At 70.4% G+C, this 24,735-nt stretch carries 18 protein-coding genes; 14 read left to right on the forward strand and 4 right to left on the reverse strand.

What is annotated here, in order from left to right; genetic code table 11:
* The first annotated feature begins 87 nt into the window (after positions 1-87).
* From ACZ5XS_RS28185 to ACZ5XS_RS28200, 4 genes are all read left to right on the forward strand, one after another.
* On the forward strand, positions 88-1,038 hold the full coding sequence (locus ACZ5XS_RS28185; RefSeq protein ID WP_468655893.1) for a sensor histidine kinase: 951 nt from the start codon (positions 88-90) through the stop codon (positions 1,036-1,038).
* Positions 1,038-1,709, forward strand: a complete 672-nt coding sequence (locus tag ACZ5XS_RS28190; protein ID WP_468655895.1) for a response regulator — start codon at positions 1,038-1,040, stop codon at positions 1,707-1,709. Before ACZ5XS_RS28185 ends, ACZ5XS_RS28190 begins: the two co-directional genes overlap by 1 nt.
* Before the next feature lie 225 nt (positions 1,710-1,934).
* On the forward strand, positions 1,935-3,452 hold the full coding sequence (miaB, locus tag ACZ5XS_RS28195) for a tRNA (N6-isopentenyl adenosine(37)-C2)-methylthiotransferase MiaB (protein ID WP_468655897.1): 1,518 nt from the start codon (positions 1,935-1,937) through the stop codon (positions 3,450-3,452).
* Between the two features lie 218 nt (positions 3,453-3,670).
* Positions 3,671-4,384, forward strand: coding sequence for a class III extradiol dioxygenase subunit B-like domain-containing protein (locus ACZ5XS_RS28200; protein WP_468655899.1), 714 nt, complete (start codon positions 3,671-3,673; stop codon positions 4,382-4,384).
* Positions 4,385-4,534: 150 nt separating this feature from the next.
* Here ACZ5XS_RS28200 and ACZ5XS_RS28205 read toward each other — a convergent pair whose 3' ends face one another.
* Both ACZ5XS_RS28205 and ACZ5XS_RS28210 read right to left on the reverse strand, forming a co-directional pair.
* Complete coding sequence (locus tag ACZ5XS_RS28205; protein WP_468655901.1) at positions 4,535-4,819, reverse strand: antitoxin; 285 nt, start codon at positions 4,817-4,819, stop codon at positions 4,535-4,537.
* A 24-nt stretch (positions 4,820-4,843) separates the two neighbouring features.
* Positions 4,844-5,179 (reverse strand): hypothetical protein, encoded by a 336-nt coding sequence (locus ACZ5XS_RS28210; RefSeq protein WP_468655903.1) that lies wholly within the window; start codon positions 5,177-5,179, stop codon positions 4,844-4,846.
* 183 nt (positions 5,180-5,362) lie between these two features.
* Between ACZ5XS_RS28210 and miaA the strand changes: the two genes are divergently transcribed.
* From miaA to hflX, 6 genes are all read left to right on the forward strand, one after another.
* Entirely contained in the window at positions 5,363-6,301 is a 939-nt protein-coding gene (gene miaA, locus ACZ5XS_RS28215; protein WP_468655905.1) for a tRNA (adenosine(37)-N6)-dimethylallyltransferase MiaA, read from the forward strand.
* A gap of 108 nt (positions 6,302-6,409) precedes the next feature.
* Complete coding sequence (locus ACZ5XS_RS28220; protein ID WP_468656032.1) at positions 6,410-6,913, forward strand: hypothetical protein; 504 nt, start codon at positions 6,410-6,412, stop codon at positions 6,911-6,913.
* A 77-nt stretch (positions 6,914-6,990) separates the two neighbouring features.
* On the forward strand, positions 6,991-7,860 hold the full coding sequence (gene dapF, locus ACZ5XS_RS28225) for a diaminopimelate epimerase (protein ID WP_468655907.1): 870 nt from the start codon (positions 6,991-6,993) through the stop codon (positions 7,858-7,860).
* Positions 7,861-8,068: 208 nt separating this feature from the next.
* Entirely contained in the window at positions 8,069-10,255 is a 2,187-nt protein-coding gene (locus ACZ5XS_RS28230; protein WP_468655909.1) for a RelA/SpoT family protein, read from the forward strand.
* A gap of 139 nt (positions 10,256-10,394) precedes the next feature.
* Positions 10,395-11,897: a M1 family metallopeptidase gene (locus tag ACZ5XS_RS28235; protein WP_468655911.1), complete on the forward strand. Its 1,503-nt coding sequence runs from the start codon at positions 10,395-10,397 to the stop codon at positions 11,895-11,897.
* Between the two features lie 168 nt (positions 11,898-12,065).
* On the forward strand, positions 12,066-13,559 hold the full coding sequence (gene hflX, locus ACZ5XS_RS28240; RefSeq protein WP_468655913.1) for a GTPase HflX: 1,494 nt from the start codon (positions 12,066-12,068) through the stop codon (positions 13,557-13,559).
* A 98-nt stretch (positions 13,560-13,657) separates the two neighbouring features.
* Here hflX and ACZ5XS_RS28245 read toward each other — a convergent pair whose 3' ends face one another.
* Both ACZ5XS_RS28245 and ACZ5XS_RS28250 read right to left on the reverse strand, forming a co-directional pair.
* A complete protein-coding gene (locus ACZ5XS_RS28245; RefSeq protein ID WP_468655915.1) occupies positions 13,658-14,857 on the reverse strand; it encodes a trypsin-like serine peptidase in 1,200 nt (399 codons plus the stop codon).
* 302 nt (positions 14,858-15,159) lie between these two features.
* Positions 15,160-16,383: a trypsin-like serine peptidase gene (locus tag ACZ5XS_RS28250; RefSeq protein WP_468655917.1), complete on the reverse strand. Its 1,224-nt coding sequence runs from the start codon at positions 16,381-16,383 to the stop codon at positions 15,160-15,162.
* Positions 16,384-17,391: 1,008 nt separating this feature from the next.
* Here ACZ5XS_RS28250 and ACZ5XS_RS28255 point away from each other — a divergent pair.
* From ACZ5XS_RS28255 to ACZ5XS_RS28270, 4 genes are all read left to right on the forward strand, one after another.
* Complete coding sequence (locus ACZ5XS_RS28255; protein WP_468656034.1) at positions 17,392-19,032, forward strand: aminotransferase class III-fold pyridoxal phosphate-dependent enzyme; 1,641 nt, start codon at positions 17,392-17,394, stop codon at positions 19,030-19,032.
* Between the two features lie 372 nt (positions 19,033-19,404).
* Positions 19,405-21,321, forward strand: a complete 1,917-nt coding sequence (locus ACZ5XS_RS28260; RefSeq protein ID WP_468655919.1) for an IucA/IucC family protein — start codon at positions 19,405-19,407, stop codon at positions 21,319-21,321.
* A gap of 83 nt (positions 21,322-21,404) precedes the next feature.
* A complete protein-coding gene (locus tag ACZ5XS_RS28265; RefSeq protein WP_468655921.1) occupies positions 21,405-22,238 on the forward strand; it encodes a GNAT family N-acetyltransferase in 834 nt (277 codons plus the stop codon).
* A 355-nt stretch (positions 22,239-22,593) separates the two neighbouring features.
* Positions 22,594-24,624 (forward strand): ATP-dependent DNA helicase, encoded by a 2,031-nt coding sequence (locus tag ACZ5XS_RS28270; RefSeq protein WP_468655923.1) that lies wholly within the window; start codon positions 22,594-22,596, stop codon positions 24,622-24,624.
* Positions 24,625-24,735: the final 111 nt, after the last annotated feature.

Raw genomic sequence — 24,735 nt, forward strand, 5'->3', positions numbered from 1 at the left:
AGGCGCGCGGCGAGGCTGGCTGCGGCGGTGCCGTATGCGGGTACCCACGGGCCGCGGACAAGGACGGGAAGGGGCGAGAAAGGAACGGTGTCGCTGTTCTGGCGGATCTTCTCGCTCAACGCCGTCGGCCTGATCGCGGCCGCCGCACTGCTGCTCGGTCCGGTCACCGTGTCCACCCCCGTATTGCCGGGCGAGGCACTGGCCGTCGTGGCGGGCCTCGCCGTACTGCTCGCCGCCAACGCGCTCGTGCTGCGCATCGGCCTCGCCCCGCTCGAGCGGCTGGGCCGGGCCATGGCGACGGCCGACCTGTTGCGCCCCGGGGCCCGCGCCCTCGTCGCCGGTCCCGCGGAGACGGCCGCGCTGATCACGACGTACAACACGATGCTCGACCGGCTGGAAAACGAACGCGCCACGGGCGCCGCCCGCGCGCTCTCCGCCCAGGAACGCGAACGCCACCGCGTCGCCCGCGAACTCCACGACGAGGTCGGCCAGACCCTGACCGCGGTCCTCCTCCAGCTCAGGCGCGTCGCCGACCGGGTGCCCGACGACCTGCGCGAGGAGGTCAGCCAGGCCCAGGAGGCCACCCGCGCCGGCCTCGACGAGATCCGCCGCATCGCCCGCAGGCTGCGCCCCGGCGTCCTGGACGAGCTCGGGCTGCCGAGCGCCCTGCGCTCCCTGGCGGCCGAGTTCACCACGCACGGACTGACCGTGCGCCACCACGTCCCCGGCGATCTGCCCCGGCTGACGGAGGAGTCCGAACTCGTGGTCTACCGCGTCGCCCAGGAGGGTCTGACCAACACCGTGCGGCACGCCGCCGCCGACCGCGCGGACGTCCGGCTGCGGCCGGTCCCGGACGGCGTCGAACTCCTCGTACGCGACAACGGCAAGGGCCTGGGTGGCGCCCCGGAGGGCGCGGGCATCAGCGGCATGCGCGAACGTGCCCTCCTCATAGGCGCCGCTCTCCTGGTGGAACCCGCCCCGGGCCGCGGCACCGACATACGGCTGCGCATTCCGGCCGCGACCGGGAGGAACCGCTGATGGCGCCCCGCCCGCCGCTGGAGACCCCGATCCGCGTCCTGCTCGCCGACGACCACACGCTCGTACGAAGAGGCGTTCGCCTCATCCTCGAGAATGAGCCGGACCTCACCGTCGTGGCCGAGGCCGGCGACGGGGCGGAGGCGGTCGACCTGGCACGCGCGCGTGACGTCGATCTGGCCGTCCTCGACGTCGCGATGCCCCGGATGACGGGGCTCCAGGCGGCCCGCGAACTCTCCCGCCGTCTGCCGGACCTGCGCATCCTCATCCTCACGATGTACGACAACGAGCAGTACTTCTTCGAGGCCCTCAAGGCCGGCGCCGGGGGTTTCGTCCTGAAGTCCGTCGCCGACCGCGACCTGGTCCAGGCGTGCCGGGCGGCCGTACGGGACGAGCCGTTCATCTATCCGGGGGCGGAGCGGGCCCTTGTCCGCTCGTACCTCGACCGCCTCCACCGGGGCGACGGTCTGCCCGAGCGGGCCATCACCGAGCGCGAGGAGGAGATCCTCAAGCTCGTCGCCGAGGGCCATACCTCGAAGGAGATCGGCGAACTGCTCTTCATCAGCACCAAGACAGTCGAACGCCACCGCGCGAACCTTCTGCAGAAGCTGGGCATGCGCGACCGTCTGGAACTGACCCGTTACGCGATCCGGGCGGGCCTCATCGACCCGTGAGGCGACCGAACCGGTCCACGGCGTGCCCGCTCTGCCGCTGCCACCGCCAACTGCGGCAGCCCGTCGGTACGGAACAAGGGACCGAGAAGCGACCGACGTCGCCGCCACCTCCCGTAGCCGGCGCGTGACAGGGCGTATTCCAGGTGCGGGAACGGCGCATCACCGGAGCCTGCCGGCAGACCGTCGGCGGCAGGAGGCCCTTCGGGCACCGCCTACCCTTGTCGCATGAGCAGCAGCGACCGGAGCCTGGCAGTGGGCGTGAAGACATACGAGGTGCGCACCTACGGGTGCCAGATGAACGTTCACGATTCCGAGCGATTGTCCGGGCTGCTCGAGGACGCCGGGTACGTGCGCGCACCCGAGGGGTCGGACGGGGACGCGGACGTCGTCGTCTTCAACACCTGCGCGGTGCGCGAGAACGCCGACAACCGGCTCTACGGCAACCTCGGCCGCCTCGCCCCGAGGAAGGCGAGCCGCCCCGGGATGCAGATCGCGGTCGGCGGGTGCCTCGCCCAGAAGGACCGCGACACCATCGTCAAGAAGGCGCCCTGGGTGGACGTCGTCTTCGGCACGCACAACATCGGCAAGCTGCCGGTCCTCCTGGAGCGCGCCCGCGTCCAGGAAGAGGCACAGGTCGAGATCGCCGAGTCACTCGAAGCCTTCCCCTCCACTCTGCCGACGCGGCGCGAGAGCGCGTACGCGGCCTGGGTCTCCATCTCCGTCGGCTGCAACAACACCTGCACCTTCTGCATCGTCCCCGCCCTGCGAGGCAAGGAGAAGGACCGCAGGACCGGCGACATCCTGGCCGAGATCGAGGCCCTGGTCGCCGAGGGCGTCTCCGAGATCACGCTGCTCGGCCAGAACGTCAACGCGTACGGCTCCGACATCGGCGACCGCGAGGCCTTCAGTAAGCTCCTGCGGGCCTGCGGCGCCATCGAGGGCCTGGAGCGCGTCCGCTTCACCTCCCCGCACCCGCGCGACTTCACCGACGACGTGATCGCGGCCATGGCCGAGACGCCGAACGTGATGCCGCAGCTGCACATGCCCCTGCAGTCCGGCTCGGACACGGTCCTCAAGGCGATGCGCCGCTCCTACCGCCAGGAGCGCTACCTCGGGATCATCGAGAAGGTCCGCACCGCCATCCCGCACGCGGCGATCACCACCGACATCATCGTGGGCTTCCCCGGCGAGACCGAGGAGGACTTCGAGGAGACGCTGCACGCCGTCCGAGAGGCCCGGTTCGCACAGGCCTTCACCTTCCAGTACTCCAAGCGCCCCGGCACCCCGGCCGCGACCATGGAGAACCAGATCCCCAAGGAGGTCGTCCAGGCGCGCTACGAGCGTCTTGTCGCCCTCCAGGAGGAGATCTCCTGGGAGGAGAACAAGAAGCAGGTCGGCCGCACGCTCGACCTCATGGTCGCCGAGGGTGAGGGCCGCAAGGACGGTGCCACCCACCGCCTCTCCGGCCGCGCCCCCGACAACCGCCTGGTCCACTTCACCAAGCCGGAGCAGCAGGTCCGCCCCGGTGACGTGGTGACCGTCGAGATCACGTACGCCGCCCCGCACCACCTCCTCGCCGAGGGTCCCACCCTCGCCGTGCGCCCCACGCGCGCGGGCGACGCCTGGGAGAAGCGCAACGCCGAGAAGGCTGCCGCTCCGGCCGGCGTCATGCTCGGCCTTCCGAAGATCGGCGCCCCCGAGCCGCTCCCGGCCACGACGGGCAGCGGCTGCGGCTGCGACTGACGCCGCGCGGGGGAGCCTGCGGCGTGACCGGGCAGCGGGTACGGGTTGCTTGCTGAGGCGGGCCGCGCAGCGACGTCCGCGGCTGACGGCCCACCGCTGCCGCCCACACGCGTGCGTCGCGGAGGGGCGTGTGGACACGCGGGGAGATCGGGGGGCGTACGGCCGTTCCGCCGGTCCTCGGCTCCCTCGCGCCGCCCGCCAGGGTTACCCTGCCGATCATGCTTGTCGCCGCCGCAGTCTGCCCCTGCCCGCCCCTGCTCGTGCCCGAGGTCGCCGCGGGTGCCGCACCCGAACTGGACGTCGCGCGTGCCGCGTGCACGGACGCGCTCGGTGTTCTCGCCGCGGCCCGGCCCGACCGGCTCGTGGTCGTCGGGCCGGCCGGCCAGAGCGGGCGCGGGAGGCATCCGGAGGGCACCCGGGGCTCGTTCCGCGGGTTCGGTGTGGACCTCGACGTACGCCTGGGCGCGGACCGGGACACAGGAGCCGATCGCATGCTCCCGCCCTCGCTGTCGGTGGCCGCGTGGCTGCTGGAGCGGGCCGGGTGGGCGGATGCCCCGATCGAGGGACTCGGTGTGGGGGAACCGCTCGCGGCCGAGCGGTGTATCGAGGTCGGAGGGGAAATCGCGGGCCGTGCCGAGCGGGTGGCTCTGCTGGTCATGGGAGACGCCAGCGCGTGCCGCACGCTCAAGGCACCCGGCTATCTCGACGACCGGGCGGCACCCTTCGACGCGGAGGTCACGCGTGCACTGGGCGCGGCTGACCCGGAGGCTCTCAAGGCGCTGGACGCAGACCTGGCGTACGAGCTGAAGGCATCGGGCCGGGCCCCCTGGCAGGTGCTGGCCGGCGCGGCGCAGGACACGGACCTCGGCGGCACCCTGCTGTACGAGGGTGCGCCGTACGGGGTGGGATACGTGGTCGCGGCCTGGTCGTAGCCGCCCTCGCCGTACCGCGGAGGCGGACGGCGACGACGGAAGAGGCGCAACCACGGAAACGGCGCAACGAGGGCTCCGACGGAAACGACGGAAACGACGGACGGCCGGGAGCGTCGTGCTCCGCGGCCGTCCGTCGGTGCGCCGTGTCGTTCAGGAAGCCGGAGGCGGGGAGGACGGAGGCGGGGAGGCCGGGGGCGTACCGATGTCGCCGCCCGGGTCCGTGCCGTCCTTGTGCGCGATCCGGTCCATGGCTCCCTTGGCCTTGCCCGTCCCCGACTGGATCTTGTCGCTGTACTTGCCCTTGGTCTTCTCGTCGACGACCTTGGCGGCTTTGTCGAGGCCATGCTCAATCTTGTCCCCGTGCTGCTGGGCGAGGCCGGAGACCTTGTCCTTGGCGGGGCTGAGTTTGGCCTTCACATTGTCCAGGAGACCCATGGTCCACCTTCCCTCGCGGGGCGGTTACGTGCGAGCGCCTTCGCCGGCCTCGCTGTCGGCAGCCTCTTCCGCGGACTGCTGCTTGGGGATCTCGACGCCCTCGCCGGAGCCGGAGGTGTCCTCGGCGGCCGGTACAGCCGTCTCCTCCACAGCGTCTTCGACCTTGGCCTCGGCCTTCGTCTCAGTCTTCGAGTCGGACGTCGTACCGGCCTCGGTCTCAGCCTCGGCCTCGACCGACCCCTTCGCCTCTGCCGCCTTCTCAGTCGAAGGCTCGGCCGTCGGCTGATCGGCCTGCGGCTCGGCGGTTGACGCCTCCTCCGTGGTCTTTGACCTCCGGAGAAGCCGTGCGAAAACGCCCATATCCACTCCATACATTACTCATGCGGGCGAAATCCCGCGTCGTCCGGTGCGTCCGTTTGCGCCGCCCGGGCCGCCGCCTCTGCGATCAGGCGGCGGAAAACCTCGCAACTGGCAACGACCCCGCGCGCGTACCGTCACGTAACTCGTTCGAGGCGTGGCCGTGAGGTTTGCGAGACTGGGGCGGTGAGCAGCGCACCCCCCGCCCCCCGAGTCATCGCCGTCGTCGGACCGACCGCGGCCGGTAAGTCCGATCTGGGCGTCTTTCTGGCCCAGCGTCTCGGCGGCGAGGTCGTCAACGCCGACTCCATGCAGCTCTACCGAGGGATGGACATCGGCACCGCCAAGCTGACGCCCGAGGAACGCGAGGGCGTCCCGCACCACCTCCTGGACATCTGGGACGTCACGGTCACCGCCTCCGTCGCCGAGTACCAGAGACTGGCCCGCGCCAGGATCGACACCCTGCTCGCCGAGGGCCGCTGGCCGATCCTGGTCGGCGGATCCGGCCTGTACATCCGCGGGGCCGTCGACAACCTGGAGTTCCCCGGCACCGACCCCGAAGTCCGGGCCAGGCTGGAGGAGGAGCTCACCCTGCGCGGCTCGGGGGCGCTGCACGCGCGCCTGGCCGCCGCCGACCCCGAGGCCGGGCACGCGATCCTCCCCAGCAACGGCCGCCGTATCGTCCGGGCCCTCGAGGTGATCGAGATCACCGGCAAGCCCTTCACCGCCAACCTCCCTGGCCACGACTCGGTCTACGACACCCTGCAGATCGGCGTCGACGTGGCGCGGCCCGAACTCGACGAGCGCATCGCGCGCCGGGTCGACCGGATGTGGGACGCCGGGCTGGTGGACGAGGTACGCGCACTGGAGGCGCAGGGGTTGCGTGAGGGGCGTACGGCCTCGCGCGCGCTCGGCTACCAGCAGGTGCTCGCGGCGCTCACCGGAGAGTGCACCGACGCAGAGGCGCGGGCCGAGACCGTACGTGCCACCAAGCGCTTCGCGCGCCGTCAGGATTCGTGGTTCAGGCGCGACCCGCGTGTGCATTGGTTGAGTGGGGCTGCGGCGGATGTCACAAGACTTCCGCAGCTCGCACTGGCATTGGTCGAACGACCGGTTACAGCCTGATCACGTCATGGCATCGGGACGCTCCGGCCGTCATCGCGGCCTTCGGCACCGTGCCATCATCGAGCTTCGATCGACCAAGTGGAGTCCGAGTTGGGAGGGCGCGTGGCGATGGAGGCCGGCCCTCGCGACACCGCACAAGGTACCGAGCCCCTCACCGCCGACAGCGGTGAAGCGGAGCAGGACGGCGACCGTCTGAGCCCCGACGGGCCCGACGAGACGCCGGACGGCGTGACCGCCGACGGCCCGGAGCCCGAGGAGATGTTCGCGGGCGGCCCCGAGGTCGAGGTCGAGCTGCGCCCGCAGCGCCGGATGCGCATCTGGCAGCTCGCTCCCATCGTGAGCCTGGCCGCGGTCGGCTCCCTGATGTTCGCGTTCCCGCTGGCCTTCGACTTCGGCGACAGCGGAGCCGTGATCGCCATGCTGGGCCTGCTGATCTGCTCCTGCGCGGCCGGCTGGGGCATGATGGCCGCTCGTCGCGTTGGTTACACGTGGCCAGGGCTGCCGCAGCGGGGCTCTGGGCGCCGTCCGGACTGGCGGGTCGTGATCGCGTACGCCGTGATGGTCGCCGCGGTGGTCGTGCTGGCCGTGTGGCGCGTGGCCCGGCTGCGCTGAGCGGCGCCGGGCCGGTCGGCTGCGCCGGCTCTCCAACGCGCGCGGGCGTTGTCGTACCCACCCCGTACGATCGAGGAATGAGCACGCGGATCGCCTTCCTCAAGGGGCACGGCACCGAGAACGACTTCGTGATCGTCCCGGACCCCGAGAACACCATCGACCTGCCCCCGGCCGCCGTCGCCGCACTGTGCGACCGCCGCGCCGGCATCGGCGGTGACGGCCTGCTGCACGTGGTGCGGTCCGAGGCGCACCCCGAGGCCAAGGACATGGCGGCCGAGGCGGAGTGGTTCATGGACTACCGCAACGGCGACGGCTCGGTCGCGGAGATGTGCGGCAACGGCGTGCGCGTGTTCGCGCACTACCTCCAGCGCGCCGGACACGCCGACGAGGGCGACCTCGCGATCGCCACGCGCGCGGGCGTGAAGACGGTGCACCTCTCCAAGGACGGTGACATCACCGTCGGCATGGGCAAGGCGCTGCTCCCGGAAGGGGACGTCACGGTGAGTGTCGGCGAGCGCAGCTGGCCCGCACAGAACGTGAACATGGGCAACCCGCACGCCGTCGCCTTCGTGGACGACCTCGCGCACGCGGGCGACCTGTACTCCCCGCCGCCCTTCAGCCCTGCCGCCGCCTATCCCGACGGGGTGAACGTCGAGTTCGTGGTCGACCGCGGCCCCCGGCACGTCGCCCTGCGCGTGCACGAGCGCGGCTCCGGCGAGACCCGCTCGTGCGGCACGGGCGCGTGCGCCGTCGCCGTGGCCGCCGCCCGCCGGGACGGCGCCGACCCGACCGCCACCGGAACCCCGGTGACGTACACCGTCGACGTGCCCGGCGGCACCCTGGTGATCACCGAGCGACCCGACGGCGAGATTGAGATGACCGGCCCCGCGGTGATCGTCGCCGAGGGAGAAATCGACGCGGAGTGGCTGGAACGCTCCGTTCGCTGACCGGGCGCAGGTCACAGCATGCGAACCGTAAACCTGTAAACCGTCGCTCGAATGGGTGATCCTTTTCACGCTCGACGAGAGGCGGTCGGGCGCACGTGATGGGCTCGGTAGCATCAAGCACCGGCCCGGACGGGGGACTGATGCCACCCCCCGAGCTGTGTCCGCCCTGGGGCACCCCGTCCGCCGGTCCACGCAGCCGGAGGTGCCCATGAGTGCGGAGGCCACGAATCCCGCGAGCCCAGGCCCGGTCACAGCAGGCCCGGTCCTGCCGACAGTGCCCCGCAGGAAGGCCCGCCCCCGGATCGACCTGCGCCGCCTCGGCCGGGCCGCGCTGCTCGGCCCCGCAGCCCGTGACCGGCTGCCCGACGCCATCGGCCACGTGGCCGAGGCCCACCGCGCCCACTACCCCGACGCCGACCTCGAACCGCTGCGCCGCGCCTACGTCCTGGCCGAGTCCTCGCATCGCGGTCAGATGCGCAAGAGCGGTGAGCCGTACATCACACACCCGCTCGCCGTGACCCTGATCCTCGCCGAACTGGGCGCCGAGACGACGACCCTGACGGCGTCTCTGCTCCACGACACCGTCGAGGACACGGATGTGACGCTCAATCAGGTCCGTGAGCAGTTCGGCGAGGAGGTGCGCTTCCTCGTCGACGGCGTCACCAAACTGGAGAAGGTCGACTACGGGGCCGCCGCCGAGCCCGAGACCTTCCGCAAGATGCTCGTCGCCACCGGCAACGACGTCCGTGTGATGTCGATCAAACTCGCCGACCGGCTGCACAACATGCGCACCCTCGGCGTGATGCGTCCCGAGAAACAGGTCCGCATCGCCAAGGTCACCCGGGACGTCCTCATCCCCCTCGCGGAACGGCTCGGCGTCCAAGCGCTCAAGACCGAACTGGAGGACATGGTCTTCGCGATCCTCCACCCCGAGGAGTACGAGCACACCCGGGAGCTGATCGTCGACAACGCCTCCCGCGCGGACGACCCGCTCGCCGAGATGGCCGACGAGATGCGCACGGTCCTGCGGGACGCCGACATCCAGGCCGAAGTCCTCATCCGGCCCCGGCATTTCGTCTCCGTGCACCGCGTCGCCCGCAAACGCGGCCGGCTGCGCGGCGCCGACTTCGGCCGTCTGCTGGTGCTGGTGAACGAGGACGCCGACTGTTACGCCGTACTGGGTGAACTGCACACCTGCATGACGCCTGTCGTCTCGGAGTTCAAGGACTTCATCGCCGTCCCCAAGTTCAACCTCTACCAGTCGCTGCACACCGCCGTGGCCCGCGAGGACGGCCAGGTCACCGAAGTCCTCATCCGCACCCACCAGATGCACAAGGTCGCGGAGGCCGGCGTCGTCGCGCTGGGCAATCCCTACGCTCCTCCTTCGGAGGAGCAGAGCGTTTCGAGCGACGGTGAGCGCGCCGACCCGACCCGCCCGGGCTGGCTCTCCCGCCTCCTCGACTGGCAGGAGGCCGCGTCCGACTCCGACACGTTCTGGTCCACCCTGCGCGAGGACCTCGCCCAGGACCGTGAGATCACCGTGTTCCGGCCCGACGGCGGCAGGCTGGGTCTGCCCGCGGGGGCGACCTGTGTGGACGCCGCGTACGCGCAGTACGGCGAGGACGCGCACGCGTGCATCGGCGCCCGCGTCAACGGCCGCCTGGCGACCCTGAGCACGGTCCTGAAGGACGGCGACACCGTCCAGCTCCTCATGGGCCAGGACCCCGCCTCCGAGCCATCCAGGGAGTGGCTGGAGCACGCCCACACGCCCACCGCCCGGATCGCCATCCAGCGGTGGCTCACGACGCATCCGGCGTCCGCCGAGGCGCAGAAGGCGGGGCCGGTCCCGACCCTCCAGGCCGGCGAGGCATCGCTCCGGCCGCCCGCCGCCGGGAACACGGTGACCGCTACCGAAGGACACGCCGCCCCGACTGCCGACCGTCCCGCCACCGCGAACGCCGTCGTCGACCAGCCCGGGGCGAGCGTACGAATGGCCGGTTGCTGCACGCCCGTACCGCCCGACGAGGTGATCGGCTTCGCCGTTCGTGGGGGAGCGGTGACCGTCCACCGCGTGGAGTGCGCCGCGGTGGCGCGTATGAAGAGCGCGGGGCGTGCGGAGGTCGGTGTGCGCTGGGGAGACACCAGCGGATGCCGGGTCACCCTGTTCGCCGAATCGTTCGGCCGCCCGCATCTGCTGGCCGACCTCACCGAGGCGATGGCCTCGGAGGGGGCCGAGATCGTCTCCGCGACCGTCGAGCCCCCCAGCCAGCAACGCGTACGGCACACCTACACCGTCCAACTCCCCGACGCGGCACACCTGCCCGCCCTGATGCGGGCGATGCGGGATGTGCCGGGGGTGTACGACGTGAGCCGGGCGCAGACGCCGGGGGCCTGAGGGGAGCCTGTGACGCCGGCACGCGCGCGTGGCGCGCTCTCGCGTGCCGGCGGCACCCTCGTCCCGCCGACCTACCCGTTCGAGTGGGCCGGTCGCGCGCCGCCGCCGCACCGCGCGCGCCCGCTGATAGCCGTGGTGCATGCTGCTCACCCCCCGCACCCCGGCTCCCCGAGCCCGCATCACGCCCTCCCGGCGCCGAAAGGCCGGCGCCCTTCTCGCCTCCGCCGTCTCCGTCTGCCTCCTCGCCGCGAGTGCCCCGGTTGCCCCGCTGGGCGTCGGCGACCGCCTCTTCCCGTACCTGGGCAACCCGGGGTACGACGTGGCGGCGTACGACCTCTCCTTCACCTATCCGGGCACCAACAGCAAGCCGCTCCAGGCGGTCACCACGATCGACGCCTGGACGACGGCCTCGATGGACCGCGTCAACCTCGACTTCGCGCACGGCAAGGTCGACTCGGTCGAGGTCGACGGCGAGCCCGCGGCGTTCACGAGCGCCGGCGAGGACCTGGTGGTCACGCCCGAGGATCCGCTGCCCGAGGGCAGTTGGATGCGGGTCACCGTGCGGCACACCAGCGACCCCGTGTCCGCCGAGGACCGGGAGGGCGGCTGGGTACGGACCGCGGACGGCCTCGCCATGGCCAACCAGGCCGACGTCGCCCACCTGGTGTTCCCCTGCAACGACCACCCCTCCGACAAGGCGATGTTCACCATCAGGGTCACCGCACCCAAGGGCTACACGGCCGTCGCCAACGGTCTGCCGACCGGCGTGGACCGGGCGGGCCCGGCGACGACCTGGACGTACCGGACCCAGCACCCCATGGCCACCGAGCTCGCCCAGGTGTCCATCGGCCGCTCCACCGTGCTGCGCCGCAGCGGCCCGCACGGACTGCCCGTACGAGACGTCGTGCCCACCAGGGACCGCGAGCGGCTGGAGCCGTGGCTGAAGAAGACCCCCGACCAGATCGCCTGGATGGAGGGCAAGGTCGGGCCGTACCCCTTCGAGACGTACGGCCTGCTCATGGCCGACGCCGACACCGGTTTCGAACTGGAGACGCAGACCCTTTCCCTCTTCGAGAAAAACCTGTTCACCGAGCCCGGCTACCCGGAGTGGTACGTCGAGTCGATCATGGTGCACGAGCTCGCCCACCAGTGGTTCGGCGACAGCGTGAGCCCCCGTACCTGGTCCGACCTGTGGCTGAACGAGGGGCACGCCACCTGGTACGAAGCCCTGTACGCGGAGGAGAAGGCGGATCGCCCCATGGAGGCGCGGATGAAGGCGGCGTACGGCGCCTCCGACCGCTGGCGCGCAGCCGGCGGACCGCCCGCCGCCCCCAAGGTCCCCGACCCCGGCCAAAAGATCAGCATCTTCCGGCCGAACGTCTACGACGGCGCCGCACTGGCCCTGTACGCCCTGCGCCAGGAGATCGGCCACCCCGCCTTCGAACGCCTGGAAAGGGCCTGGGTGACCCGCCACCGGGACGGCGTCGCCTCGACCGCGGACTTCGTCGGGCTCGCCGAGGAGGTCTCCGGCCGCGAGCTGGGCGGCTTCTTCGAGGGCTGGCTCTACGGCGAGAAGACCCCGCCGATGCCCGGCCACCCGGACTGGAAGTCGGCCGGGCCTCAGCAGGCTCCCGCGAAATAAGACGGTGACGAGACGGGCCGTGCCGTGCGACCATCCTCAGGTCGGCGCGGCACGGGACACGGGAATCTCCCGGGGTACTCGTGCGTTGTGAGCAGTGATGGCCGGCTCAGAAGTTCGGCTTCGGCTCTGTCGCCGCTTTGTCGGAATCCTCATCGACGTAAGGACCCAATGACCTCCTCTTCATCTTCTTCCCAGGACACTGAGCGCGTCGCGCATGCCTACCCCGAAGGTCTTCGGGCCGATGCCCTGATGGAAGAGGACGTCGCCTGGAGCCACGAGATCGACGGAGACCGGGACGGCGACCAGTTCGACCGCTCCGAGCGCGCGGCCCTGCGCCGCGTCGCGGGCCTCTCCACCGAGCTCGAGGACGTCACCGAGGTCGAGTACCGCCAGCTCCGCCTGGAGCGGGTCGTACTCGTGGGCGTCTGGACCTCGGGGACCGCGCAGGACGCGGACAACTCCCTCGCGGAGCTCGCCGCTCTCGCTGAGACCGCGGGCGCGCTCGTGCTCGACGGCGTGATCCAGCGCCGCGACAAGCCTGACGCTGCCACCTACATCGGTTCCGGCAAGGCCGAGGAGCTGCGCGACATCGTGCTCGAGACGGGCGCGGACACCGTCGTCTGCGACGGTGAGCTCAGCCCGGGCCAGCTCATCCATCTCGAAGACGTCGTCAAGGTCAAGGTCATCGACCGTACGGCCCTGATCCTCGACATCTTCGCCCAGCACGCCAAGTCCCGAGAGGGCAAGGCGCAGGTAGCGCTCGCGCAGATGCAGTACATGCTGCCGAGGCTGCGCGGCTGGGGTCAGTCGCTGTCCCGTCAGATGGGCGGCGGCAAGGGCGGCGGCCTCGCCACCCGTGGTCCCGGTGAGACCAAGATCGAGACGGACCGGCGTCGGATCCGCGAGAAGATGGCGAAGATGCGCCGGGAGATCGCGGACATGAAGACCGGCCGCGAGATCAAGCGCCAGGAGCGCAAGCGTCACAAGGTGCCGTCGGTCGCCATCGCCGGCTACACCAACGCCGGCAAGTCCTCGCTGCTCAACCGCCTCACGGGCGCGGGTGTGCTGGTCGAGAACGCCCTGTTCGCGACCCTCGACCCGACCGTGCGCCGGGCGGAGACGCCCAGTGGCCGTCTGTACACGCTGGCGGACACCGTCGGCTTCGTCCGGCACCTGCCGCACCACCTGGTCGAGGCGTTCCGCTCCACCATGGAGGAGGTCGGCGAGTCCGACCTGATCCTGCACGTGGTGGACGGCTCGCACCCGAACCCGGAGGAGCAGCTGGCCGCCGTACGCGAGGTGATCAGGGACGTCGGCGCCACCGGCGTACCCGAGATCGTCGTGATCAACAAGGCGGACGCAGCCGACCCGCTGACGCTCCAGCGGCTCATGCGGATGGAAAAGCGTTCGATCCCGGTGTCGGCCCGCACCGGCCAGGGCATCGAGGAACTGCTTGCCCTGATCGACAACGAGCTGCCGCGGCCGTCGGTCGAGATCGAGGCGCTCGTGCCGTACACGCTGGGCAAGCTGGTGGCCCGCGCCCACGACGAGGGCGAGGTGATCTCCGCGGAGCACACCCCGGAGGGCACCCTGCTCAAGGCGCGGGTGCACGAGGAACTGGCGGCGGATCTCGCGCCGTACGTTCCGGCGCCCCTCGCCTGACCGTCCGTTCGCCTGACCGGCCCGGAACAGCCTGAAGGCCCGCCGCCTGCTCGTCGCAGGCGGCGGGCCTTCAGCGTGTGCGGATCAGCGTGTGCGGATCACTGACCGCCGTACGTCTTGCTCATGCTCTCGTAGAGCGCCTCGGCGTCCTGGCCGAGCTGCGGGCCCGCGAGCCATGTGCTGTCGGTCGGGCCGATCGAGGTGTTCGAGACCAGCGTGGTCTTCCCGTCCAGCACGCGGAACCAGCCGCCGCCGGACGAGCCGCCCGTCATGGTGCAGCCGATGCGGTACATCGTCGGCAGGCTCGAGCTGAGCGAGAACCGGCCCGGCTGGTCGAGGCACTTGAACATCTGCAGACCGTTGTACAGCGGCGCGGCCGGGTAGCCCCAGGCGCCCATCGTGGCGACCTCTCCCGCGGACGGGGCGGAGAAGTCGACATCGAGTGCGCCGGTGGTCTCCTCCAGGGACTTGGACCCCGACTCCGGCTTCACATGCAGCACGGCGTAGTCGTACGCGGCACCCGCGCCGCCGGTCTCGGAACCGCCCTGGATCCACCCGTTCGACGTCGAGGCCCAGTCGGCCCACCAGTTGGAGGGCGCGATCTCAGAGGCCGTGGCGTTGCCGAGCTGCGCCTCGGACTTTCCGAGGTCGTTGTACGCCGGGACGAAGACGATGTTGCGGTACCAGCCACCACTGCCACCGGCGTGCACGCAGTGGCCCGCCGTCCACACCAGGTTGGACTTGCCGGGATGGTTCACGTCCTTGACGACCGTGCCCGAGCAGACCATCGGGCCGTCGGGGGAGTCGAAGAAGATCTTGCCGACCGGGGCCGCGTTCCGGTGGTACGGCGTCTTCTCGGCCGTGGCCTCGACGGGCGCCGGTTCGGGGTCACTGACGCCCTGGTCCGCCGCGGCGTCCTTCGTCGAGACCGTCTTGTCGGCCTCCTTCGCGGACTGCATCCGCTCGGGCTTCCAGAGGCCCTTGATCACCGGGTTGACGAAGTCCTTGGCCTCACTGAGCCACTGGTCCTTGTCCCAGTCCTTCCAGCCACCGGCCGCCCAGTCGTCGACATCGATGCCGTGCTCCTTGAGCTTGTCGGCGATCTTCGCAGGAACCTCGACCTTGCCCCCGGCGGCCTGGGACGTGGTGGCGCCGGGCTTGTCGCCGGCGGTGTCCTCGCCCGAACCGCCGCAGGCCGTCACGGTCAGCGCGAAGGCAGCGACGAGCCCGGTGGCGGTGAGAAGCGTGCGGGTGCGCCGCCCGGGTTGTGGCGCTGCGGGCGTACGTGTGGAACGCATGGTGCGGTATCCCCCGTGAGAGCGAATGTCATGCGCTTGTCAAGTGAGAGTGAAGTCAATGGATCCCGGCGGTCTGCCTGTACCCCGTCGATCTCCTGGGACCCGGTCGATCTCTTTGGGTCCCGTCAGTCCCCAGGGCCTTTGTGGATCACCTTGCGGACGACACCCCACTATGCCCGTGGAGTTGCGGGTGAACGGCGGTGAGGTGGTGAAGGTTTTCTGAGACACCGCACCGCCGTTCCTGCTCAGCAGGACCAGGCCCAGGCCCGCCCAAGCGCAGGCTCAGCGGGCCCAGCAGGCCGTCACTGGCCGGCGAACTTCTTACTCACGGAGTCGTACACGCCCTCGGCCACCTCACCCAGCCGCGGACCTGCCAGCCAGCCCGCGGTCACCGGACCGATCGAGGTGTTGGAGACCAGCGCCGGCTTTCCGTCCGAGCCGGTCGAGACCCAGCCGCCGCCCGACGAGCCACCCGTCATCGTGCAGCCGATGCGGTACATCGTCGGGTCCGGGGCGCTGATCGACAGCCGACCCGGCTTGTCCTGGCACTGGTACATGGTCTGGCCGTCGAACGGCGCCGCGGCCGGGTAACCGGTCGCCGTGATGCTCGCGACCTTCGTCACGGCCGGCGCCTTGAAGTTCACCGGCAGAGCCGAACCGACGGTCTCCTCCAGTGACTTGCCACCACTGCCCTCTTCCGGAGTCACGTGAATGACGGCGAAGTCGTACGAGGCGCCGTCACCGCCCGTCGCCCCGCCCTGCTCGATCCACTGGTCCGAGGTCTGCGCCCAGTCGCCCCACCACACGCCGTACGGAGTGACCTCCTCCTTGGCGGCGCTCTCCAAGTCCGCGGTCCCCAAGCCCTCGTTGTTGTACGACGGCACGAACGCGATGTTGCGGTACCAGCCGCCGTCCTTGCCTGCGTGCACACAGTGGCCGGCTGTCCACACCAGGTTGGACTTTCCGGGATGGGCCGGATCCTGCACGACCGTCGCCGAGCAGACCATCGTGCCCTCGGGGGAGTCGAAGAACACCTTGCCCGCTTCGGGAGCGTTGGCATGGTACGTAGGCGCGACGGCCTTGGCGTCCACCGGCGCGGGCTCCGGGTCGGTCACACCCTGGTCACCGGAGAGGTCGCCGTCGTCGACGGCGTTGTCCGGATCCTCGGCTTCCCGCATCCGGTCCGGATCCCAGAGGCCCTGGATGATCGGGTTGATGTACTCGTCGGCCTCGCGCAGCCAGTCCTCCTTGCTCCAGTCCTTCCAGGCGCCGTTCTTCCACTTGTCGAGGTCGATCCCATGCTCTTTGAGCTTGTCCTTGATGTCGTCCGGGATCGTGATCTTGTCGTCGCCCGCGGACGCGACGGGTGCGGAGGCCTCGCCGCCGGCGTCGGCGTCGCCCGAGCTGCAGGCGGTGGCGGTGAACACGAGCGCCGAGGCGAGGGCAACGGCGGCCAGGGCGGGGGAGGTTCCGCGGCGCGCGTTCCTTCCTCGACGAGCGGTGAAGGACGGCCGTATGGGTCGCATGGTGTGACTCCCCCTGAGGTGAACGAACTGGGTGCTGTGCCGTGAGCTCGGGCGCGGTCGGGCCGCGTGGAGCGTCCGGATCGACCGGGCTGATTCGGACCGGCCCGGGTTGATGTCGGACCGACCCGGGCTGATGCGGATCGACCTGGGCTGATGGGGATCGACCTGGGCTGGGCCGGGTCGATCCGAGTCCAATCGGCCTGTTCTCGCGCTGAGCTCACGGAGTGTTGGAACGGCATCACACACTATGCGCTCGCTGCGGGGGACTTCCCGCGGAACGGCAACGGTTTCGCTACGAGCTGTCTGACCTGGCAGTCATCCGGACTTCTGCCAAGCACGTTGGACGACGTGCACACATCTACGCCCCGTTCCCCGATGAGGCGGTGATGGCGCCGTCGAGTGGCCGGACAGGTCTTGGCGGAGCGCACCCGTGGCTGATTTCGGGCAATTGCGAACAACGACCTGTGATCCGTGGGGCGGGCGGCACGGCAACGGCTCCGTCGGGGCAGATCTTGCCGCGGCCCGTAACCCGCTGAGCGGTCCGGGGTTGGTAGCGACGGGGCACAGTGCCGATGGGTCGGTGTGTCGAGGTGAGCGGCCTGATCCGTGTGCCCAACTGCCGTGAGTCTCGAGTGTTTTCGAGTGAACGCTCGCGGGGTTTCGTATGTCGAGTCGGGTGAGGTGGCGAGGAACGGCTTGCCCCTGGACTACGGGAGAGCGGGGAGCCGTGGCTGTGAAGTGGAACGCTTTGAGGGTGGCCGCGAGGGTTGTATGCGAACGGGGGGCCGCTATGGCCGCCCTGGTCGGAGGAACCGCTTTGTCTGTGCTTGAGGAAACCGCCGGGGCCGAGCTTGGAGAAGCAGCCGGAGCCGGGGCTGGGAGGGCGCTGTGACCGGGGTCGGCGGAGCTGGTGTGAGTGGGTTTGAGGGGGTTGCCGAGGGGCGTGCTGCCGTGGAGGAGTCCGGCGGCGGACGCTTTGTGCATGAGGGAATTCTGCGGCGTCAGTCGATGCGCGAGTCGGCGGCGCGTACCTACCCTCACGCCCTGCCGATCGTGCCCGTGCGGGCGCGAGGGCTGACCATCGAGGGGGCTGACGGCAGCCGATACCTGGACTGCCTCTCCGGCGCGGGCACCCTGGCCCTCGGCCACAATCACCCCGTCGTGCTGGAGGCGATCCGCAAGGTCCTCGACTCCGGCGCCCCGCTGGACGCCCTGGACCTCGCGACCCCCGTCAAAGACGCCTTCGTCACCGAGCTGTTCCGCACCCTGCCGCCCAAACTCGCCGACCGCGCGCGAGTGCGGTTCTGCGGTCCGGCCGGTACCGACGCGGTGGCGGCCGCATTCCAACTCGTCCGGTCGGCGACCGGACGCAGCGGCCTGCTCGCCTTCAGGGACGCCCCACACGGGGCGTTCGACGGTGCGACCGACGGGACGTTCGAAGCCCGATTCGCCGTCGACTCGGGGATCATGCGCCTGCCCTATCCGCAGGACTACCGCTGCTCCTTCGGCGTCGGAGGTGCACGCGGCGCCGGACTCGCCGGCGACTGGGCCGAGTCGGTCCTCGACGACTCCCGGTCCGGGCTGCCGCTGCCTGCCGGGATGATCCTCGAACCCGTGCAGAGCGAGGGCGGGGTGATCCCCGCGCCCGACGGGTGGATGCGCCGCATGCGGCAGATCACTGCCACCCGGTCCGTCCCGCTGATCGCCGACGAGGTCCAGACGGGAGTCGGGCGCACGGGCGCTTTCTGGGCGGTCGACCACAGTGGCATCACCCCCGACGTGATGATCCTCTCCCATGCCATCGGCGGCAGTCTGCCTCTGGCCGTCCTGGTGTACCGAGACGAACTCGACGCCTGGGAACCGGGCACTGTCGCTGACACGTTCCCCGGCAACCAACTGGCCATGGCCGCGGGCACGGCGACTCTGTCCTACGTCCGCGAAAACGCTCTCGCGGAACGGGCCGGGACTCTGGGCGCGCGCATGCTTGACCAACTCCGAGACCTTGCACGGCGGTTCTCCATGATCGGCGATGTCAGGGGACGAGGGCTGATGATCGGGATCGAGCTGGTCGAGGCTGAGGGGAATGGTGAGGCTGCCTTGGCGGTGACTGGCGCCGGTCCCCGGCCGGGGACAGTAGCTGGTGCTGGTGCTGGTGCTGGTGCTGGTGCCGGTGCTGGGACTGGGGCTGGGGCTGGGTTCGGCCTGGGCGGTTCCGATGCTCACGGTTTGGGTTCCTTGGCCGGCGGCGGAGCCGGAGCCGGAGCGGCCGCGGGCGAGGGCGAGGGCGAGGGCGCGGGCCGCGCCGCTTGTGGTCGGACGCCTTCGGCCGACATCGGGAGAGTCGACGCCCGGGTCGGTGGCTGCGCTCGACGCCCTCGCCCCGCGGCTCCCGAACTCGCGGCCGCCGTACAGCGGGAGTGCCTGCGCCGCGGCCTGATCGTCGGACTGGGCGGCCGTCACGCGAACGTCGTACGCCTGCTTCCACCGCTGACGATCACCGATGAGCAAGCGGCCGCGGTATTGGACCGACTGGCCGACGCGGTGGAGACAGTGGCCCGCAACCATGATCGTGGAGACAAGGCGGACCCACAGCAACCACACGACCGGCAGACGGGCCGGCCCGGCGCCCCCGTCGAGCGGGCTGGGTAGCCCGGTGGCTGTGCCCCCGCGAGGTCTTACGCCCACACGCCTCCTTCTCCGGCTCTCACCTGCCGAGCTCGTCCTTGACATCCCTGAGACCCCGGACATTCCTCGCCTCCTTCCCACCCATCGCACGATCTCCTGAACGCCCAAACCCTCTTCACGCCGTACCGCACAGCACGAAGCCGCTGCCCGTCAGCGGTACGAGCCAGGACCACCCCGAGGAACACAGCCTTGAACACCACCCCCGCGCCCGACAGCCGTCCTCACCCACACACCCACGGGCTCTCGGGCGCTTCAACCTCCCCGCGACCACGGCCTGCGCAGACCACCACGCCGGCCGCTAACCAGCGGGGAGTGGTTTCTGAGGAGCGGGAAGAGGTGGCTTCCGTGGTGTCGGAGGGTACGGTTCCCGCGCAGGGAGGACGTCCCGAGGCGGAGTGGGTTCCCGGCGTCGCCACCGACCTCCTGGAGCATCCCGACCCGCATACGGCCGCCGAGGCCGCGGCCGTCGAGAACCTGCTGCGCTGCTGGGTACGCGAGACCCACCTCGCGGCGCCCGACAACGGCACCCTCCGTATCCCCCTCCCCTCAAGTGGCACGGCGCTCTTCGTCCCTGTCCGCTACTGGTCTCCGACAGGCTGGCACCGCTTCGGCCCCCCGTGCCTCGCGGACGCCCCGGACGACGCCGCACCCGCCGACGCAGTCACAGTCGCCGCCTTGCTCACACGTGAGGCACCCGGAGCGCAGAAGCCCACCGGCAGGGCTCCCGTCCCCCCGACTCACCCTCCGGTCACGACGCACCCTGCGCCGGCCCCGGCCGGGGCCGGTGCCGATCTCGTCGCCCGCGTGGCCGACTCCGTTCGCCGAACCGCCGCCTTCATCACCGAGCGTCGGAAACACCTTGCCGACGAACCCGACCTCTTCCTCGCCGCCGAGCAGGCACTCGTGCTCGGACATCCGCTGCACCCGACTCCGAAGAGCCGTGAAGGGCTCTCCGAGGCCGAAGCGCAGCTGTACTCACCCGAGTTGCGCGGCTCCTTTCCCCTCCATTGGATGGCTGTAGCTCCCTCCGTACTGGCCACCGACTCGGCCTGGACCGAACGCGGCCGCCTGGTCTCCGCACCCCGACTCACCGCCCGGGTCGCCGGAGCCGGGCTCCCGCTACCCGACGGCCACACGGCCCTGCCCCTGCACCCATGGCAAGTGCGCGAGGTCCTGCACCGCCCCGAAACGACGGCTCTGATGGAGGCAGGACTGCTCCGGAACCTCGGCACGCACGGCTCCCCCTGGCACCCCACCTCCTCCGTGCGAACCGTCCACCGATCCGGCTCCCCAGCCATGCTCAAGCTGTCGCTGGGCCTGCGGATCACCAACTCCCGTCGCGAAAACCTCCGCAAGGAACTCCATCGCGGAGTAGAGGTCCACCGGCTGTTCCGCACCGGCCTGTCCAAGCGGTGGCAGGCGGCCCACCCGGGGTTCGACATCCTCCGCGACCCGGCCTGGATCGCCGTCGACGGGCCCGACGGCAACCCCGTGCCCGGGCTCGACGTGGTGATCAGGCACAACCCGTTCAGCCCCGATGACGACGCCTCCTGCATCGCCGGACTTGTCTCGCCCCGACCCCGGGCCCCTTTGGGCGCCGCAGAAGCCGATCGGCACGCCGACCGACCAGTCCTGCGGTCCCGACTGGCCGAGGTCGTCACGCGCCTCGCAGACCGGACCGGCCGGCCCCGAGGAGCCGTCGCCGCCGAGTGGTTCTTGCGCTACCTCGAACAGGTCGTCCGCCCGGTGCTGTGGCTGGACTCGGAAGCGGGAATCGCCCTGGAAGCACATCAGCAGAACACGCTGCTCCTGCTCGACGGCGAGGGCTGGCCCGTCGGCGGTCGCTACCGCGACAACCAGGGCTACTACTTCCGCGAGTCCCGCCGCGCGGAACTCGATGCCCGCCTGCCCGGCATCGGCGAACGCAGCGACACCTTTGTCTCCGACGAGGTCACCGACGAACGATTCGTGTACTACCTCGCGATCAACAACGTCCTCGGCGTCATCGGAGCGTTCGGTTCCCAGCACCTCGCCGACGAACGGCTCCTCCTCGCCGCCTTCCGGGGCTTCCTCATCGGCGTGGCGTCGGGGCCAGACCGCCTGCGCACCACGCTGCCCACTCGTCTGCTCGACTCCCCTGTCCTTCGCTGCAAGGCCAACCTGCTCACCCGTGTACGCGGCCTCGACGAACTAGTGGGTCCGGTGGACACCCAGTCCGTCTACGTCACCGTCGCCAACCCCCTTCATTACTGACGCGGCCTGTGATCACCGCCAACCCCGCAACTCCCTCCCCCTGAGGAACATGACCCATCCCGCCTCCTGAGAGGAGCACGGCTGTGCCTCCGCCCGACGCCACTGCCACCGCCGGCACCACCCCCGTCGCAGGCATCAGCACAGGCGCGAGTCCCGGAACCTGCACCAGCACAAGCCGCACCGACGCGAGCGTCCCCTGGAGTTCGGGCAGTGAGGACACGTGGGAACTGCGCCTGCCCGGCAACCTCATCGAACGTTTGGAGGTGGAGAGAAGGGCCGACGCCGCCCCGTTCTCTGACCGGCTTGAGGACGCGGTCAGAGCCGCCACCGTCCCATGCGCATCCGATGACCCGCTCGACCAGGTCGCGGAGTGGGGGCCGACCACCCTCCCTGTGGGCGTGTTCCAGCTCGTCCCCGTACGCATCGAGCAGGACCTGTCGCTGGTCAGCCGCTGGATGAACGACCCCGCCGTCGCACGGTTCTGGGAGTTGGCCGGACCTGAGTCCGTCACAGCGGATCACCTGGCGGCCCAACTCTCCGGCGACGGACGCAGCGTTCCGTGCCTTGGAATGCTGGAGGGCACGCCGATGAGCTACTGGGAGATCTACCGGGCGGACCTTGATCCACTGGCCTGCCACTACCCGGCTCGACCCCATGACACCGGGATCCATCTGCTTATTGGCGAAACCGCCGATCGGGGGAGGCGTCTCGGCAGCACCCTGCTGAGAGCCGTAGCCGATCTCGTGCTCGACAAGCGGTTCCTCTGTGCCCGCGTGGTCGCGGAACCCGACCTTCGCAACATCCCCTCCATCGCCGCCTTTCTGAGCGCAGGCTTCGGCTTCGCCACCGAGATCGACCTGCCCACCAAGCAAGCCGCCCTCATGATCCGAGACCGGTCCCTACGCCATCTCCTGTGACGCCACGTCGCAGTGTCATCACTTTTGGTACACCGCCCGCGCCGATCCGGTTCCCACTCGCGGCACACGGATTTCCAGCCGCGTCGGTCTCTGCCGTATCCGGGCACGATGTACACCGTGACCAGGCTCGATCTCCACCAGCCTCCAGACCGACGCCAGGGGGCGTAGCCCTGCCATCGACCAGAACCGAAACGACCCGGTCCCTCAAGCGAGCTACTCCGAACCCGACCGGACCTACCGCGGCCGCTACCGAACCGAATCGATCCACGTCAGAGGAGCGCCCGGTCTTGATCCCGCCCCTCGTCACCGCCTTGATCACCCGTTTGTCAGTGCCGGGCCGTAGGGTGGTCGCGCTATGACGAAGCCCTCACTCCCCGAACTCCTGCATGCTGCCGTCACTGCTGTCGGCGGCACGGAGCGCCCAGGCCAGGTGACCATGGCCGAAGCCGTCGCGGACGCGATCGACGACGGCTCCCATCTTCTGGTGCAGGCCGGCACCGGCACCGGAAAGTCGCTGGGCTATCTCGTGCCCGCGCTCGCGCACGGGGAGCGTGTTGTCGTCGCGACGGCCACCCTGGCCCTGCAGCGTCAGCTTGTGGAGCGGGACCTGCCGCGCACCGTCGACGCACTGCACCCACTGCTGCGCCGCCGCCCGGAGTTCGCGATGCTCAAGGGCAGGTCGAACTATCTGTGTCTGCACCGGCTCCATGAGGGCGTCCCGCAGGACGAGGAGGAGGGCCTCTTCGATCAGTTCGAGGCGGCCGCGCCCACCAGCAAACTGGGCCAGGACCTGCTGCGCATGCGTGACTGGGCGGGCGACACGGAGACCGGTGACCGCGACGACCTGACCCCCGGCGTCTCCGACCGTGCCTGGGCCCAGATCTCCGTCTCGTCGAGGGAGTGTCTGGGTGCCTCGAAGTGCGCGTACGGGGCCGAGTGCTTCGCCGAGATGGCCCGCGAGCGCGCCAAGCTGTCCGAGGTTGTCGTCACCAACCACGCGCTGCTCGCCATCGACGCCATCGAGGGCGCCCCGGTCCTCCCACAGCACGAGGTGCTGATCGTCGACGAGGCGCACGAACTGGTCTCCCGGGTCACCGGGGTGGCCACCGGTGAGCTCACCCCCGGGCAGGTGAACCGTGCGGTCCGTCGCGCGGCCAAGCTTGTCAACGAGAAGGCAGCCGACCAGCTCCAGACCGCTTCCGAGGGCTTCGAGCGGTTGATGGAACTCGCCCTGCCCGGCCGCCTGGAGGAGGTTCCGGAGGATCTCGGCTACGCACTGATGGCCTTGCGCGACGCCTGTCGCACCGTGATCTCCGGGATCGGTGCGACCCGTGACAAGTCGATCCAGGACGAGGACGCGGTTCGCAAGCAGGCGCTGGCCTCGGTGGAGAGCGTGCACGCCGTGGCGGAGCGGATCACGAACGGCTCCGAATGGGACGTCGTCTGGTATGAGCGCCATGACCGCTTCGGCGCCTCTCTGCGCGTCGCCCCCATGTCGGTCTCGGGCCTGCTGCGGGAGAAGCTCTTCGCGGATCGCTCGGTGGTCCTGACCTCGGCGACCCTGAAGCTGGGCGGCGACTTCAACGGCGTCGGTGCCTCCCTGGGCCTCGCCCCCGAGGGCACGGAGGGCGAAGACGTCCCCCAGTGGAGGGGCGTCGATGTCGGCTCGCCCTTCGACTACCCCAAGCAGGGCATCCTGTACGTCGCCAAGCACCTGGCCCGCCCCGCGCGGGACGGCGACCGGTCAGACATGCTCGACGAACTCACCGAGCTGATCCGGTCGGCCGGCGGCCGCACCCTGGGCCTGTTCTCCTCGATGAGGGCAGCCCAGCTGGCAGCGGAGGAGCTGCGCTCCCGTATCCCCGAGTTCCCCATCCTCCTCCAGGGCGAGGAGACGCTCGGCGAACTGATCAAGAACTTCGCCGCCGATCCACAGACGTGTCTCTTCGGCACGCTCTCGCTCTGGCAGGGCGTCGACGTCCCCGGTCCCAGCTGTCAGCTGGTCGTGATGGACAAGATCCCGTTCCCGAGGCCGGACGACCCGTTGATGAGTGCCCGCCAGAAGGCAGTGGAGGAAGCGGGCGGCAACGGCTTCATGGCGGTCGCCGCCACCCACGCGGCCCTTCTCATGGCTCAGGGCGCAGGTCGCCTCGTACGGGCTTCGGGGGACCGCGGTGTGGTCGCCGTACTGGACCAGCGCCTTGCGACGGCGCGGTACGGGAGCTACTTGAAGGCTTCACTGCCCGACTTCTGGTACACCACGGACCGTGAGCAGGTCCGCAGGTCGCTGGCCGCGATCGATGCGGCGGCGAAGAAGGCGGAAACGCAAGCGGCATCTGAAGCCGAGGCAAAAACGGAAGCCGAAGCTGAAGCCGAGGCTGAGTGATCGGGGGTGGGGGGGGGGGGGGGGGGGGGGGGAAGAACCCCCCCCCCCCCCCCCCCCCCCCCCCCCCCTAACCCCCCCCCCCCCCCCACCCCCAACCAACGAAAAAAGCCA

The organism is Streptomyces sp. NPDC033131 (genome assembly GCF_055578365.1).